Origin of the sequence: Lentimicrobium sp. S6, assembly GCF_013166635.1 — a bacterium.
GTDB lineage: Bacteria > Bacteroidota > Bacteroidia > Bacteroidales > UBA12170 > UBA12170.
The window spans coordinates 159,561-175,519 of the sequence record NZ_JABKBZ010000002.1; the positions used below are offsets into that span (position 1 = coordinate 159,561).

The following is a 15,959-nucleotide window of genomic DNA, read 5'->3' on the forward strand; positions in this document are numbered from 1 at the left end:
TAGTATGTCAGATAAAGAAAACATTGAGAGTTATATAAAAAATCGCTTAGAACAATATCAAAACTGGTATGACTCAAAAGCGGTAACGATGAAGAAGCTATACTTAAGTGGAAAGATTATTTCTTCTATATGCGCAGTCCTTATTCCTATAATTTCTAATATCCCATTATCAATTACACTAAAGAATTCTGAATATGATGTTTCTAATGTATTAGTTACTATTCTTGGTGTAATTGTAGCTGCAATTATTGCTCTGGAAGGAGTTTTACATTATAGAGAACAATGGAAAAACTACCGAACTACAGAACAGTATTTACAAACTCAAAAAAACCTTTTCAAACATTCTGTAGGAGATTACGAAAATTTAGAAAAGGATCATGCCTTTAAGCTTTTGGTAAGTAGGGTAGAAAAAGCAATTGAAGAAGAAAATGCAATTACTCTAAATGTATTGACAAAAAATGAGAAAGATAAATAGCTATTACAATTAAAGAAATTAGATATGAGCGGAATACACATCAAACAAATAGGTAAAAAAATAAGAGAGTTATTCGAAAACCACATTGACCATACAGATATTGGAATAAATGATAATGATAGGGATAATAAGATTTTAACAAGATGTTTAGCTGCATATGGAATCTACAAAAACTCAGACTGTTCTGTTGAAGACGCTGCTGATTCAGTAGTTGATGGTGGAGATGATAATGGAATTGACGCAATATATTATAGTCCACTCAACAAAAAGATGATAATACTGCAATCAAAATGGAGTAATACTGGGATAGGAGAGCCTGACAGTGCGGGAGTATCAAAATTTTGCACAGGTATAAAAGACCTTTTTAATACTGATTTTGAAAGGTTTAACGAAAAGATTAAGCGTAAAACAATTCAAATAAAAAAAGCATTAGAGGAATACGACACAAAGTATGAGATTTTATTTATTGATACACATACAGCACAAAATTTAGCAATACATTCCACAAGGCACATAGAAGACATTCTCAAGGAAATGAATGATACTGGAGATGACAGTCAGGATCAAATTGTTAGTTTCAAAAGGTTGCACCAAGGAAAGGTTTTTAGCTCATTGGCCAAAAGTTCGGGAAACGACCCTATAGATCTTGAAATAGGATTAACACAATGGGGGATGGTTTCTGAACCGCATAAAGCTTTTTATGGAATGATATCGGGAGAAGAGATTGCATCATGGTGGGACAATTATGAGACTAGGTTATTTGAGAAAAATATCCGACAAGTACTTGGAACAACAGAGGTTAATGAAGAGATTGAAAAAACACTTAATGATTACCCTGACCTATTCTGGTATTTCAACAATGGTATAACTATCATATGTGATACTGTGACTAAATCCAAACTTGGAGGCTCGACAAGAGATTTAGGCTCGTTCATGCTGAAAAATATTGCAGTGGTAAATGGCGCTCAAACAGTCAGTACTATTGGTAAATACTTATCAAAGCAGATTGAAAATAATCTTGAGAATGTAAAAGTTCATTTAAGAATTATCTCTCTAAATGAAACACCTGAAAGGTTCGGTGAAGATGTAACTAAAACAAATAATCGACAAAATAGAATTGAAAATAGGGACTTTGTATCACAAGATCCAGAACAATTGAGAATTAAAACAGAATTAACTATTGAGGGTATTGATTATTCTATAATGAGATCTGAATCATTTAGAACTTCTGATAACTCATTTGATTTAAATGAAGCAACAGTTTCTTTGGCATGTGCTAAAAACAAAACTTCATTAGTTGTCCAAGTCAAAAGAGGTATCGGTAAGTATTATGAAAATTTAGAAAAAGGGATTTACAAGGAAATTTTTAATGGAGCAATCCAGGGAATCTATGTTTTTAATTGTGTCAAAGTAAATCGGATAATTGAGGGGATTCTTTATAATCAAACAAGACTGCTTCCCAAACGAAGTGGCCGCAAATACGGAATGTTAGTCCATGGCAATAGAATAATATCACAGTTATCCTTTGGTGATTTAGATATCTCACAAGAGTTAAATAGCATTGATTTTGAACCTGACACAAACCGTATAGAACAAATCGTTCTTAACAACATCACGAAAGTTGAAGATATACTAATTGAGAACTATTCTGAGAATATTTTAGGCACTCTATTTAAGAACTCATCTAAGTGTAATCATATTGTAGAATTAATAAAAAACGCAAACGGATAAGAAGTTTTTTTTTTTCGAATATAAGTTCAGCCAAATGAGTTAGAATCTTCTATTGTAGTAAAACTCAATCAAACTAACAGCATTCCTAATCCTACTAATAGCAGGAGTCTATTTTTTCATTGAGTTCTCAGACTTTATGAAAATGGACAAATGCTTAGGTGCTGGTGGTTCTTGGAATGAGGATAGCAAAGAATGCATTAAATGCGAAAGTGATTTTATGCAATTGAAGAATGCTGAGAAATATTCTGTAAGTGCCTATTATGATATTGTAAATCAAACCTCAAGCATATTAGATTCTGTACAAATTGTTCCTCATGGATATAAAAGTGAGAATTTTATTGAGATTCCAGCGCAGTCGACTAGGATTTTTATTGCTGATATGTCATCAACAAAAAGGAGCGATGGCCATTATCATTTAAGCTTTTTGAGAGGCAAAGGACAAATGGAAAATATTGAATTTGGCTATTATACTAATGGATATCTACTGGAGAAAAAGAATAAAATCATCATAGAAGTGGACTCTATTTTCATTCATCCAGAGCATGGTGATTATTAAAACCCTCAATGTAGCATTACAGACTTCCAAACACAACAGCATCCTCAGGACAAACCACTTTACAATTGCCACAATGTAAACAATGCTCTTGTATGATTTTATAGGGAGCACTTTCTATAATACAGGGAGGAGGGCATACTTCTAGGCATCGGCCACAATTGGTACAATCGTCTGTGATATAATAGCCATAGTTTGTTTGGGCTTGTCCGCCTATGCTAAAGCTTCCCCTAGTGAGTGGTTGAGTTGACAAGTCAAAGAAGTCGCCTTGGCCTTTATACAAACAGAATACCTCCAAGGCTTTTCTGCTCTCTGGGCTAGGGTAAATATCAGCCATATATGGGTTTTGCTCAAATATCTCTTCCAGCTTCTCCTCTCCTATGGAACGTACCGCACCCGAAAGGGAGATGGCTTTCTTATTCATAGTGCCCTCCCCTGAGGTCATCCCACTTAAGGAAACATAAGCCTTATTCATCAGCTGCTGATAAAACACCTTACCCTTGGCAGTGAGGAAATAAATTCCATTATCGTCGTAGAGCATCATATCGATAACCCGCGTACTGGGTAATCCATTCTCATCCACCGTGGCCACCACCACCGAATGAATTTCTTCTACCAATACTTTTAAATATAATTTATTGTCTTTTTCCATGTTTTGTAGTGTTTAATTCTATTTACATTTTATGTGGTATTCAATTATTTACAACTAGTTTATTGCATATGATTTACCTGAACATGCTCGCCATAATTAAGCGCCCATACTTTATTAGGCTTTTTTCTTGATTTATAAGTAAAAAAACAAACAGGATACCCCTTTTCTTAAGGCTGTTTTGAGGTTTTAAATAAAAAACCAAAACTAAATAAATCCATAAAGCCCTCCGTTATATGAACGAAGGGCATCAAAAATCAAAATACAATTCTTTATTCCTTAGAAATTGAATTTCCCATTGGTATTTTGAGCTTCCTCCTCAGGAATGATTTTCTCAATGGTATCCCAGTGCTCCACTACTTTGCCATCCTCAATTCTAAAGATATCGTAGAAAGCTACTTTTTCGTTCATGAAAATACCTTCAGACACTGATAAAACGAAATTACCTTGTCCTAGAATGATATGATTTTGCTCGTAGACCATGGGCATTCCTGCCTCTGCTAAAGCTGCTAATGCTTCTCCTAATCCTACCAAACCGTCACCTACACCAGGGTTGTGCTGGTCGTATTGTGTGGTGGAAATATAATCGGTAATCGCATCAGGATTAGCTCCCAAGAAAATATCATTGATTAAATGGCTCACTAAAGTTTTATTGGCTTCGGTTTTATCCACATCAGTAATTTCTGTTGGTCCATCGATTTGTGTGCGGCCAGAAACTGTTTCTGTGGCAATTTCTTGTAAGTTATCCCAATGTTCTACTATCAAGCCATCCTCAAAACGGAAAATATCGATTCCGATTTTTGGGCCAAAGAAATTATATTCGGTATGGGCAATCACATAATCGCCATCTTCCCAAACTCTGATAGTATTTGCTCTGGCACTACCTTCGGGTAATTGTTGCAATACTGCTCCAAAACCAGCCAAACCATCAGCCACATTCTGATTGTGTTGGATATACTTATTGGGATTGATATAAGCGATAGGCTCTGTGGCTTCCGTTTCAATACTCTTGAGTAGTTCTACTACTTTGTCTTTATTTGTTTTCATGTCATTATTGTTTTGTACTTCATTATCATCTTTTGCACATGCAGTCATTGTAATCCCGAAAAGGAGGATAAAAATTAAATTTTTCATTGTCTTTTTGTTTTTAAATTTCATGATGCAAAGATGCGGTGCAGAGGAGGGCCAAGAAAGGTAAGTTTCCGCTCTTGAATGATACTTTTACTCCACAGGTGGAGATTGGGGTGCTTATGGTTTTTGTAGGTGTTGGGTTTACTGAGTTTAAGGAGTTGGTTGAGTTGGGGATTTGAGTTTTATTGAATAATGAAGATTTTCAAATCGGCCAAAGAATCTAATTATAAACCTGATTCCCCTGCCGACATACTACCCTGCTCTTATTCAGAAGACAAATCCAAATACTTATCAAAGCCTTTTTGTCTTTCTGTTTTATTTCTCCGTTTATACAAACGGCTATTTTATTTTGACCTCCTCAGCAGCTTTTTAAATTAGAAAGGCGGAAATTCAATTATCTTTGCGCCCTTATGAATGAATATTTTAAATCCATCATTCTACAAAAAACTGGTGCTTCTTCTTTATATGAAAAAGAGGTGATTCAGGAGCTGTGGAGTGGCTATGGGAAAATCATACGAATAGGATTAGAGGATGCTTCTGTTGATAGTGTGGTGGTAAAGCATGTGCAGATACCCCAATATAAAAATCATCCACGCGGTTGGAATACTGATATCGGTCATCAACGAAAACTGAAGTCATACCAAGTAGAAACTGCATGGTACGATAAATACAGTAAAAACAGCATAGCCCGCCTGCCCCAATGTCTAGCCATTGAAACGAAAAATGATGAGGTGCTGATGGTGTTGGAGGATTTGGATGAAGCTGGCTATCCCTTACGCAAGAATGATCTTATATGGAAAGAAATAGTTGAGTGTTTGGCATGGTTGGCCAAATTCCACGCCAGTTATATGGGGCAAGTTCCAACTGGACTTTGGGAAGTGGGCACCTATTGGCATTTGGCGACCAGACCACAGGAATTGGAAGTACTGGATGATAAAAGACTGAAGAAGGCAGCTCCTATCATTGACGAAAAACTAAATAATTGTACATACAAAACCTTTGTTCATGGCGATGCTAAACTAGCCAACTTCTGCTTTGCTAAAGATGGACAGGTGAGTGGATTAGATTTTCAGTATGTAGGAGGCGGCTGTGGAATGAAAGATGTAGCCTACTTTATAGGAAGTTGCCTGGATGAAAATGACTGTGAGCGCTTGGAAGCAAAAATACTAGATACCTACTTTGGAATTTTACAAAGTGAATTGGAAGAAAGAAATGAAGCTTTAGAAAAGGAATGGCGGTCTTTATATCGAGTAGCTTGGGCAGACTTTCATCGCTTCCTAAAAGGATGGAGTCCTGGTCATTGGAAGATAAACACCTATAGTGAACGCGTAACAGCAGAAGTGATCAAAAACCTATAGATATGAATCTATCCTTACTTACTAATATAGCCATCAAGGCAGCCCATTCTGCAGGAAAAGTCATTCAGAAGTATATGAATGATGAAATTAAAGTGGAGAATAAAAAGGGAGGAGAAAGCTATGCCTCACAAGTGCTAACCGCAGTAGATCTAGAATGTGAAAAGGTAATTCTTTCTCATCTACTTCCCACCTGTGATGAGTTTGATATAGCACTTTTATCAGAAGAGACCGAAGATGATGGCAGTCGATTCGAAAAAGATTTTTTCTGGTGCATCGACCCCATGGATGGAACCCTTGCTTTTATCAATAAACAAGCGGGTTTCTCTGTATCCATTGCTTTAGTCGCAAAAGATGGAACACCCTATATTGGAGTCGTGTTTGATCCGAGCACGGACACATTATACCATGCCATCAAAGGGAAAGGAGCCTTTAAGAATGGTATTCCTTGGAAAATTAAGCATATAATTAACCTCTTAACCTACACGACCGACCGAACTCTGGAGGACACCCCTCGTGCAACCGAAATAGAAAGTTTGCTAAATAAACATGTAGAAAAGTTGGGTTTGAATGGGCTAAGAGAAATTGCTGGAGCAGGTGCGGTATTGAATGCCATCCTTGTATTGGAAAATGGCCCAGCCTGTATGTTAAAGCTTCCGAAAAAAGAAAACGGAGGAGGGAGTATTTGGGACTTTGCTGCTACTGCATGTATTTACCAGGAATTAGGCTTGCCCGCAACGAATTATAAAGGAGGGAAATTGGACTTGAACAAAAAGGATGGTACTTTCATGAATCATGAAGGAGTCTTTTATGCTAATTTAAATGCATTTTAGTAGGCTTTTGGTTTATTGAGTTAGAGGAGTTGATAGAGTTTTAGAGTAGGAGTTTTTATCAAAGTATATATTGGGGAATACCAAAGGTATTCAATATAATAGCCGCGGGTTTTAACCCGTGGATATTTATGAGAAAAAATTCAAAGTCGGCCAAAGGATTTATTAGAAAACCTGATTCTCCTACCGACGATCTACTCAGATCTTCATTAAAAGGGATTTCAAATCACCCTGCAAAGTCGCACTGCCCTTCAATTTCATTTCAAACATTATACAATCGACTTGAGATAAATGGCATATTCACAAGCATAACTTACCACTCACACCTATTTAAACTCCTGTCCTCTAAAACCCAATGATCAAAAAAAAAACCTCATCAAAAGATTTGACGAGGCTTATATATCGTGTTTGAGATGTTTTAGTTTTCTCGTAAAACAAATTCATCATATTCCAATTCGAAACGAAGTTTATGCTTGGCTTCTTCCTGGGCCAGACCATTAAATATTTTTGCCATTTCATCATTTGGAGCGCTTTCGGCCAATTTTAGATATAACTTATAAGCTGCTTTTTCTCTTTTCATAGCTAAAGTTAAAGCATCAGAATAACTCATGTCAGCATTGGTATCTCCGCGAACCACAAAGTCAGCAATTTTTAAATCCATCACCTTTTCCACAGGCATATCGTATAAACCTTTTTCTTTGATACTAGTCAAACGAGCTTTGTGACCCATCTCTTCTTTAGCAAAATCCTCAAAGGTTTCTTTCATCGATTTTTCATCAAACTTGGCGGCAAGCTTCACATAGAAATCAACTGCAAGTTGCTCATTATTAATAGCAAAGTCTAATATTTCTTCAATAGAACTAAAATCTTTCATATGTTTATCATTTAATAATTTTGTCATACGTAGCTCGCAAGAAATTCTCTTTTAAATGAATAAAGGAAGGGGTTTCATGCTCGATTCATATTTCTGTTTAAAGTATTGCATCAAAGATAGGAAATCCCATCTGTTTTTTCAGTGGATTATATAGAAATTCAGAATTTTACGCAAAGACTGGGGAAGCTTCTTACTTTTGCTACCTTTGAGCATACCATATTTACCTTTGTGATTGAGTTTATTATATACAATACTTAATCATTGAGATACTTTTGTCCTGAACACTATTTTCACAAAGCCTAATATATCATCAAAAAACCTTAGTTTTGAAACTTGATATAGAAAGACAAATGAAAAGACTCCTCCTCTTATTACTCGTTCTAACTATTGTTCCATTTACTTTTGGTCAATATTATTCCTCAGGACAAGATCCAGCCTCCTTAAGATGGAATCAAGTGAATAGCGAAAACTTTCAAGTCATTTATCCAAGAGGATATGATTCTGTAGCTCAATACGTAATCAACACCATGGAATATGGAAGGATTTTAACCTTGAAAACTCGTCATATCGAAACCAAGAAAATCTCAATCATACTCCATAATCAAACAGTAAACAGCAATGCAGAAGTAGCATGGGCTCCTAGCAGAATGGAGATTTACACGGTGACTCCTCAGTCTACTTATGGTCAACCTTGGTTTGAGCAATTGGCCATTCATGAATATACTCATGTGCTTCAAATTTCAGCCATGAATCAAGGTTTTACCAAATTCCTCTATAATATTTTTGGAGAACAGGTTACCGTTGGAATCTTCGGATTATACGTTCCCTATTGGTTTATAGAAGGTGATGCTACTGTTTCAGAAACAGCATTGAGCAAAACAGGTAGAGGAAGAGATCCTAATTTTGAAGCAGAATTACGCTCTCAAGTATTGGAAAAAGGAGTTTATTCTTTAGAAAAAGCCAGCTTAGGGTCCTATGAAGATTTCACCACCGATCGCTATCACCTGGGCTATTTTTTGGTGGGACAAGGACGTGCCCATTTTGGTAAAGATTTCTGGAATAAACCCATGTCGAACATAGGAAAATACCCTTTGGCTATTGTTCCTTTTGGTACGGGAATTCACACCAATTCTGGCTTAAGCAAGAAAGAATTCTACCAAGAAATGATAGATGATTTAGCTGCAAGATGGCAAAGCCAGCTGAATCAAACCAACGCAGATAATGTGAATACACTCACGCAACATCAAAGCTATACCAACTATACCAATAACTTTTATTTGAATGATAAAAAGATATTTTCTTTAAAGAAAGACTATCATGATATTGGAAAATTTGTAAGCATTTCAACTTCTGGAAAAGAAGAAAAACTTTTTACTCCCGGCTATTACTTTAGCGAAATGATTAGTAAGGGTGGTGATGAGATATGTTGGTCAGAATACCAATACGATCCTCGCTGGGGCTATCGCTCTTTTACCAAAATAATGCTCTACAATACTAAAACAGGCAATAAAAGGACACTATTAAAGAAAACCCGTTATTTCTCACCTGTGATTTCTCCATCAGGATCCAAAGTGGCCGTAGTAGAAGTAGACGAGTTTAGCAATAGATTTTTAGTGGTTTTAGATTCTAAAAATGGAGAGATCATCCATAGAATCAAAAGCCCTGATAATGATTTCATCGCCCATCCATCATGGTCACCGGAGGAGGATCAGATAGTGGCAGAGGTGCTCAACTCAAATGGAAAAGGGCTTGCCATATTCTCTGTTGACGAGCCACGAGTAAGACGAGTATTGCCCTACCAACACACCCATATTCAATATCCTAGCTTTTGGAAGAAATATATTCTTTTTGAAGCCGCATATAATGGTATCATGAATGTTTATGCTTTAGATCTTCAAACTAAATCGCTTTTCCAAACCACCAATACGGTCTTTGGTGCCAGCGATTACAGCATCAGCCCAGATGGTAAAAATATTGCTTTTGCCAATCATACCGCCATGGGAAAACAACTGGTTACTCAAAAATGGGATAGAAAAGACTGGATTCCAATATCAGAAGTAAAAAATCACTCCTATAAATTAGCTGACATTTTAAGTGAACAAGTTGATACTCTTCTTAATCCAAAACATATTCCAGACCATAAATATGAGGTGAAGAAATACAGTAAACTAGCTCATATCTTCAATATTCATAGCTGGAGCCCTTTGGGTGTAGAAGCGGATAATTACAGCCAAAGTCCAGGTATTAACATCCTTACTCAAAATAAGCTTTCTACCTTATCAGCAAGTGCGGGAATCAATTATGATTTCAATACACAAGCTCCTAAATATTCCGCTAATATTAACTATTCAGGTTTGTATCCAGTTCTTAGTTTGGGTATAGATTATGGCCGAAGATATACCAATATCATTGACCAACAAACACAAGATACCACATCCTATTATTGGAACGAAACCAATATGAATACCGCTGTTTATTTGCCGCTTCTATATACTAGTGGCACATGGTCACATCGCATACAACCTCAAGTGGGCTTTAATTATAAGCAAATAGATGAAGGAGCAGAATTAAATTTCAATTTTAGAAATATCAAATCAACCAATTATACGATACAATATACCACTACCAAAAAATCGCCATCTCAAAATCTTTTCCCTGACTTGGGATTGAGTTTATTATTGGCTTATAATGAAACTCCTTTTAATAATGATGCAGGAGAGATGTTAGCTGCCAATGCAGCCATTTATTTACCTGGATTTTTCCGCCACGATGGATTTAGACTCATGGGAACTTATCAAGACAAGTCCGAAAACTCCAGTTTCTACTCAGATATGGCCAGCCCTGCTAGAGGATACACATCTATCTTCTATGAAGACCTCCTCACCATTAGAGCCGATTATCAGGTCCCACTACTTTACCCCGATTGGAATTTAAGTTCCTTAATTTATACCAAAAGAATAGTGATGGGATTATTCTACGATTACACCCAACAACCAGATATACCGAGCAATCATGCCTACGCTGGAAAAAATGATTTCTGGAGTACAGGAGTAGATCTTACTGCTGATGTACATTTCTTAAGAAGTAAATTTCCTTTCCAAATAGGATTAAGGACGGTATATGTTGATGGTTATACGAAGAACCCACAGAGTATTCAATACCAGTTTTTGTTTGGTTTGAGTATTTAAGAGGAAGAGTAAAGTGTTATAAAAACAGCTAAGGTCAAACACCAATAACAAACAGCCAACTTTAAAATCCATTCATCTCAAACAATACAGTAGGAATCAATAGTAAGAATCCAAGGATGACAAAAGCCAAAGCAATTTTCCAGAACCACTTAAACCATACATCGTAGGGAATTTTTGCTACTCCTAAACATCCAATTAAAACGCCTGAAGTTGGGGTAATCATATTGGTAAAACCATCTCCAAACTGGAAGGCCATCACCGTGGCTTGGCGCGAAACACCTATCAAATCGCTGAATGGCGCCATAATAGGCATGGTTAAAGCTGCTTTTGCAGAACCCGAAGGAATGATGATATTTAGTCCTGTTTGAATCACATACATAATCCCTACCGAGGCCACTTTCCCCATCTCGTTCATCGACTGAGATAATCCATACATAATGGTATCTATAATCTTACCATCTTGTAATATCACTATGATTCCTCCAGCTAGTCCTACTATCAATCCCGCTGACAAAATATCTTTAACGCCATCTAAAAATAGCTTGGTGATTTCGTTTGGAGAACTGCCCATGGCAATACCTGAAGCCAAACCCATGGTAAAGAAAAGGGTTCCAATTTCTTTTACATACCAACCATAACCCATTACACCTACAATGAGGAAAACAATGGTAAATAAGAGTAAGGTGAGTATGAAAAAGTGAATGGATTTACGAAGAGAAAAGAAACCCATTATTGCGAATAAAGCGGTAGTAATGGGCAATACAAAACCTGAGAACTCACTATTACCAATCCTCATGGTGGTTTCTGGATAGAAATAAGAAAAACCTATTAATGAAATCAAAACCATAAAATAAGAATACCAAGCCGCCTTTGGAGTATGATATTCAAAGTTTACTTCTTGTGATTCATGTTGCTTTCTCCATACTTCGTCGGCAGCATACATGGGAGATATCTTGGGTTCTTTTTTTACTTTATTGGCCCAACGCAGGATAATGGTAAATCCGACTAGGTTGATTACAAACCAACAAAACAAACGATACTCAATACCTGAAAAAAGAGGAATATCGCTCAAGCCTTGCGCAATCCCAATAGTGAATGGATTTAAAACAGCACCAGCAAAACCGAGATGAGCAGCCACATAAACCATAGCCATTCCGGTAATGGAATCATAGCCCATACTGATGGCTAATGGTATCATCACAATAATAAAAGCAATGGTTTCTTCACTCATGCCGAAGATAGCCCCAAAGGAACTAAACATCAACATAATGAGTACCATCACAATATTATTCACTCCTAGTTTCTTGAGAAACTGAATCCGTTCTAATTTTTTTGTGAATTGCAAAAAAGCCAAAATCCCCACATCAATAGCTTTACTGGCATTCATAATCCAAAAAGCACCACCAATGAGGAGGATAAAAATGATAATATCCGCTTGGTTGACAAAACCTTGAAAGAAAGCAGAAAAAACCTGCCATGTCTGAGGTTGGTCGGCCACATGATGAAAAGAGCCATCAACGATTACCGATTTGGTACTTCCATCAGGCATGAGCTTATCCATACGATCAAACTCACCACCTGGGATAATCCAAGTCAAGATGGCACTGGCTATGATGATAAAAAATACGATGACATAAGTATGCGGTATGTTTCTTTTCTTGGCCATTTTCTAGATTTTAGCTCACAAAAATAGAACATTAAACAAGAGGGCAAAGAAACTAAGAAGGATAATTAGTACAAAATCATACTTTAATTTGTACAATTATTTAAGACATGCTAACGCGGATTTGCAATCCGTGTGATAAAATACACATTCCATTACTATTGAATTTGCACGGAAAACATACTGAGGCTATAGTCAGCAGAACTTTCCGCGAAAGCCATTTATGAATATAATACCTGACCTACAATGCTTTATCTTTCTAGAGAATAATGAGTTTACCCTAAAAGTAAAATTCTCTTCAGACTATAGCATTTGGTATAATTCTAAAGAAAGGTGGTTTAGTTGAGTCAGATATAATTTCAGGCTTTCTAAGTCTGGACTGTCAGCTCCCCATAAATCAGCTTTCATTTTACCATATAATTCATTGGCTAGAATATCAGAATAAATAACTGATTTACTCAAAGTCCCATCTGAATGATTCTTCGAAAACCAAGCTGGAGTATAAAAAGAACGTTTTTCAGTAGGAAATACTTCCTTCTCCTCCATCAAGTCTAATATACCAATGGACTTGTTTACCAAAGCTTCTGCTTTTTCCTTTATCTCTGGAACCAAAATCTTTACTTCTTCAATCCAAAGTCTCAATTTCGACTCCTCAAAAACAACATAAGACTCCTCTAAATTGATTTGCTCAAAATAGGAAAGGATAAATGCCTTTTTATCCTCACAAGTTTTTCCAGAAACCACCGCTTCATTTTCTCCAATTTGGAAACCTAAAAACTGAGGAGAGTATGCTTTTTCATTTTGGCAAAGGGTAACAGCTTGTTCATTATAAATACACGAGATGGGGATTCTATCCGCTTTTTCTTCTCCGAGAATTCCTGCAAAGGAAATATTTTCAGCCACATAAGGCTTATCGGCAATTTTCTTCCAACAATGACCTACAAAATCACATTTGTAGGGAGAGAAGCACTGATTACCCACCTCCACTTTCGGACTGTGTTTCTCCAAAAGAACGGCTTTATTCGCCACCACTTTTTCGCCTATAAACTCTTGTCGACCCAAAACATTATCTGTCACATCCTCAAAAAGGAAGTATTTCTTCAAATCTATATCTCCTTCTAATCGGTAATTCTCATCCACATAAACCAAAAAGAATTGCTCAATATATAATCCTGAATTTTGAATCACCCAATATTGAAGAGCGGCATCAGTATAATAGGTTTCCGAAAGGTGTTTTGAGGATTTCACCTCATAGGCCATCCAGCCTTTTTCAGTTTTCACCAACAAATCTAACATCACCAAAACTTGCTCATGCTGAAAAGTAGCTTCATAGATGATTTCTTGTCCTTGCTCAATCAACTCAGACGTTCTCAATACCGACTTCTGATATTGGGATGGACTCTTTGGACTCACATCTATTCCACCCGAAAAAATCTCTTGTGCTAAATCACCCACATGATGACCTCTTTTAAATTTTGCTCTTTGCTCAGCAGTCAGCTTATCTCTTAAAAAGGGACGCTTTTTGTATAAATATAATGACTTTGGGCAGTGATAGCCTTTAATAAAAGTTGACTTCGAGAGTATGTGTTTTTCCATAGTGATTAATTGATTTGCAAAGATAAGTAAGTAATAGAATACTTATCACTGTTAATATTTTATTAATTGAATAGCATTTTACCTCATGACAGTTCAAGACAATATTTTTTTGTATACTTTTACTATTCAGAAAATTAAACTATCTTTAGAGAGCTCTTTTTTTGAGTAGAATAAACGCAAAACACATCCACAAAAAAACCGAATTGATTATTTATAATTAAACCTAAACGAATTTATACATTTAAATTAGCACCTTATGAAATTTAAAAACATGACTAAGGCCTTAATACTATTCACAGTAGTGATGGGCTTTGCTTTTGTAAACCATGCAGAAGCACAGGACAAAAAACCCAATATCCTGGTGATTTGGGGTGATGATATTGGAATTTCCAACATCAGCCACAATAATAGGGGCATGATGGGTTATATGACCCCTAATATTGATCGAGTAGCACAAGAAGGTATTGCATTTACTGATTATTATGCCCAACAAAGCTGTACTGCAGGTAGAGCCGCCTTTATAGGTGGCAGCGTACCTGTTCGATCGGGTATGACAAAAGTAGGCATGCCAGGCGCTAAAGAGGGTTGGCAAGCGACCGACCTTACTATGGCAACTGTTTTAAAAAGTCAAGGCTATGTTACAGGTCAGTTTGGTAAAAATCATGAAGGAGACTTGGATGAACATTTACCAACTAACCATGGATTTGATGAGTTTTTTGGAAATCTTTACCACCTGAATGCAGAAGAAGAGCCAGAAAACATGGATTATCCAGCGGATATGGTTTTAAAAGACGGTTCTACATTTAAAGAGAAATACGGACCAAGAGGTGTTATTCACTCTTGGGCAGATGGAAAAGGAGGACAACGCATTGAAGACACTGGACCACTTACCAAAAAAAGAATGGAAACCATTGATGATGAATCCATTAAGGAAACAAAAAGATTTATTACTGATGCTGTAAAATCTGGCGAGCCATTTTTTGTATGGTGGAATGGGACTCGTATGCATTTTAGAACTCACGTTAAAGAAGAACTTCGTGGTATATCCGGTCAAGATGAATATGGTGATGGCATGGTGGAACACGATATGCATGTTGGAGAATTGCTCGATTTATTGGATGAATTAGGCATTTCAGACAATACAGTTGTTATGTACTCTACCGATAATGGACCTCATTTTAATACATGGCCAGATGCCGCAACGACACCATTTCATGGCGAAAAAAATAGCTCATGGGAAGGTGCTTACCGAGTACCTGCTTTTGTAAGGTGGCCAGGTCATTTTCCTGCTGGAAAAACTTTAAATGGAATAGTTTCTCATGAAGATTGGCTGCCTACATTTGCTGCAATTGCTGGCGAAACAGACATTGTTGCCAAAGCTAAAAAAGGAGTCACCTTAGGTGGCAGATCCTATAAAAACCATATTGATGGGGTAAACCAATTGGATTACTTAACAGGTGATGTTAATGAGTCTCCTAGAGAAGGATTTATTTATGTGAATGATGCAGGGCAAATTGCAGCCTTGAGATACGGCGATTGGAAAGCTATGTTCCAGGTTAATAGAGCAGATCAATTACAAATTTGGTTAGAACCTTTTGTGGAATTAAGAGCTCCTTATCTATTCAATCTTCGTAGAGACCCATTCGAAAAAGCTTTAGTGGGTTCCAATACCTATTATGATTGGTATATTGATAGAGCCTATATCTTAATAGCCATTCAAGGCTACGCTTTTAATTTCTTAAAAACTTTTAAAGATTATCCTCCAAGCCAAACAGCTGGTGACTGGAGTCTTTCAAAAGTGGAGAAACAAATTGAAGAAATGATTATGAAAAGTAATTAGAATAAAAAATAATTTACAAAAAGGTAGACTTAAGGGTCTGCCTTTTATTTTTTAATGAAATAGACTATTAAAAA

The 15,959-nt window shown here is 36.5% G+C and carries 12 protein-coding genes; 7 read left to right on the forward strand and 5 right to left on the reverse strand.

The window, feature by feature from the left end; genetic code table 11:
• Window positions 1–4 precede the first annotated feature (4 nt).
• The 3 genes from HNS40_RS01620 to HNS40_RS01630 all read left to right on the forward strand — a co-directional run bounded on the left by HNS40_RS01620 (window position 5) and on the right by HNS40_RS01630 (window position 2,762).
• Window positions 5–475 (forward strand): DUF4231 domain-containing protein, encoded by a 471-nt coding sequence (locus HNS40_RS01620; protein WP_172276616.1) that lies wholly within the window; start codon window positions 5–7, stop codon window positions 473–475.
• Between the two features lie 24 nt (window positions 476–499).
• Window positions 500–2,206 carry an AIPR family protein gene (locus HNS40_RS01625; RefSeq protein WP_172276619.1) on the forward strand — a complete coding sequence of 569 codons (1,707 nt, stop codon included), beginning with the start codon at window positions 500–502 and terminating at the stop codon, window positions 2,204–2,206.
• Window positions 2,207–2,348: 142 nt separating this feature from the next.
• Window positions 2,349–2,762 carry a hypothetical protein gene (locus HNS40_RS01630; protein WP_172276622.1) on the forward strand — a complete coding sequence of 138 codons (414 nt, stop codon included), beginning with the start codon at window positions 2,349–2,351 and terminating at the stop codon, window positions 2,760–2,762.
• Between the two features lie 16 nt (window positions 2,763–2,778).
• Here the strand turns inward: HNS40_RS01630 and HNS40_RS01635 are convergent, their stop codons facing one another.
• Window positions 2,779–3,411 (reverse strand): 4Fe-4S binding protein, encoded by a 633-nt coding sequence (locus tag HNS40_RS01635; protein ID WP_172276625.1) that lies wholly within the window; start codon window positions 3,409–3,411, stop codon window positions 2,779–2,781.
• Window positions 3,412–3,687: 276 nt separating this feature from the next.
• Window positions 3,688–4,542, reverse strand: coding sequence for a hypothetical protein (locus HNS40_RS01640; protein ID WP_253916208.1), 855 nt, complete (start codon window positions 4,540–4,542; stop codon window positions 3,688–3,690).
• 407 nt (window positions 4,543–4,949) lie between these two features.
• Between HNS40_RS01640 and HNS40_RS01645 the strand changes: the two genes are divergently transcribed.
• Together HNS40_RS01645 and HNS40_RS01650 are read left to right on the forward strand one after the other, a co-directional pair.
• Complete coding sequence (locus HNS40_RS01645; protein WP_172276631.1) at window positions 4,950–5,897, forward strand: phosphotransferase; 948 nt, start codon at window positions 4,950–4,952, stop codon at window positions 5,895–5,897.
• A 2-nt stretch (window positions 5,898–5,899) separates the two neighbouring features.
• Window positions 5,900–6,727, forward strand: a complete 828-nt coding sequence (locus HNS40_RS01650; RefSeq protein WP_172276634.1) for a 3'(2'),5'-bisphosphate nucleotidase CysQ — start codon at window positions 5,900–5,902, stop codon at window positions 6,725–6,727.
• A gap of 415 nt (window positions 6,728–7,142) precedes the next feature.
• Here HNS40_RS01650 and HNS40_RS01655 read toward each other — a convergent pair whose 3' ends face one another.
• A complete protein-coding gene (locus HNS40_RS01655) occupies window positions 7,143–7,598 on the reverse strand; it encodes a ferritin family protein (RefSeq protein ID WP_172276637.1) in 456 nt (151 codons plus the stop codon).
• Between the two features lie 326 nt (window positions 7,599–7,924).
• Between HNS40_RS01655 and HNS40_RS01660 the strand changes: the two genes are divergently transcribed.
• Window positions 7,925–10,786 carry a hypothetical protein gene (locus HNS40_RS01660; protein ID WP_172276640.1) on the forward strand — a complete coding sequence of 954 codons (2,862 nt, stop codon included), beginning with the start codon at window positions 7,925–7,927 and terminating at the stop codon, window positions 10,784–10,786.
• Between the two features lie 61 nt (window positions 10,787–10,847).
• On the opposite strand, the gene HNS40_RS01665 is transcribed toward HNS40_RS01660, so the two are convergent.
• Together HNS40_RS01665 and HNS40_RS01670 are read right to left on the reverse strand one after the other, a co-directional pair.
• Window positions 10,848–12,452, reverse strand: a complete 1,605-nt coding sequence (locus tag HNS40_RS01665) for a YfcC family protein (RefSeq protein WP_172276643.1) — start codon at window positions 12,450–12,452, stop codon at window positions 10,848–10,850.
• A 300-nt stretch (window positions 12,453–12,752) separates the two neighbouring features.
• Window positions 12,753–14,045 (reverse strand): hypothetical protein, encoded by a 1,293-nt coding sequence (locus HNS40_RS01670; RefSeq protein ID WP_172276646.1) that lies wholly within the window; start codon window positions 14,043–14,045, stop codon window positions 12,753–12,755.
• 256 nt (window positions 14,046–14,301) lie between these two features.
• Between HNS40_RS01670 and HNS40_RS01675 the strand changes: the two genes are divergently transcribed.
• A complete protein-coding gene (locus tag HNS40_RS01675; RefSeq protein ID WP_172276649.1) occupies window positions 14,302–15,885 on the forward strand; it encodes an arylsulfatase in 1,584 nt (527 codons plus the stop codon).
• The last annotated feature ends 74 nt before the right edge of the window (window positions 15,886–15,959 follow it).

Coding starts and splice junctions, on each gene's coding strand:
- HNS40_RS01620 (WP_172276616.1), top strand. CDS start 5: ATGTCAGATAAAGAAAACATTGAGAGTTATATAAAAAATCGCTTAGAA.
- HNS40_RS01625 (WP_172276619.1), top strand. CDS start 500: ATGAGCGGAATACACATCAAACAAATAGGTAAAAAAATAAGAGAGTTA.
- HNS40_RS01630 (WP_172276622.1), top strand. CDS start 2,349: ATGGACAAATGCTTAGGTGCTGGTGGTTCTTGGAATGAGGATAGCAAA.
- HNS40_RS01635 (WP_172276625.1), bottom strand. CDS start 3,411: ATGGAAAAAGACAATAAATTATATTTAAAAGTATTGGTAGAAGAAATT.
- HNS40_RS01640 (WP_253916208.1), bottom strand. CDS start 4,542: ATGAAAAATTTAATTTTTATCCTCCTTTTCGGGATTACAATGACTGCA.
- HNS40_RS01645 (WP_172276631.1), top strand. CDS start 4,950: ATGAATGAATATTTTAAATCCATCATTCTACAAAAAACTGGTGCTTCT.
- HNS40_RS01650 (WP_172276634.1), top strand. CDS start 5,900: ATGAATCTATCCTTACTTACTAATATAGCCATCAAGGCAGCCCATTCT.
- HNS40_RS01655 (WP_172276637.1), bottom strand. CDS start 7,598: ATGAAAGATTTTAGTTCTATTGAAGAAATATTAGACTTTGCTATTAAT.
- HNS40_RS01665 (WP_172276643.1), bottom strand. CDS start 12,452: ATGGCCAAGAAAAGAAACATACCGCATACTTATGTCATCGTATTTTTT.
- HNS40_RS01670 (WP_172276646.1), bottom strand. CDS start 14,045: ATGGAAAAACACATACTCTCGAAGTCAACTTTTATTAAAGGCTATCAC.
- HNS40_RS01675 (WP_172276649.1), top strand. CDS start 14,302: ATGAAATTTAAAAACATGACTAAGGCCTTAATACTATTCACAGTAGTG.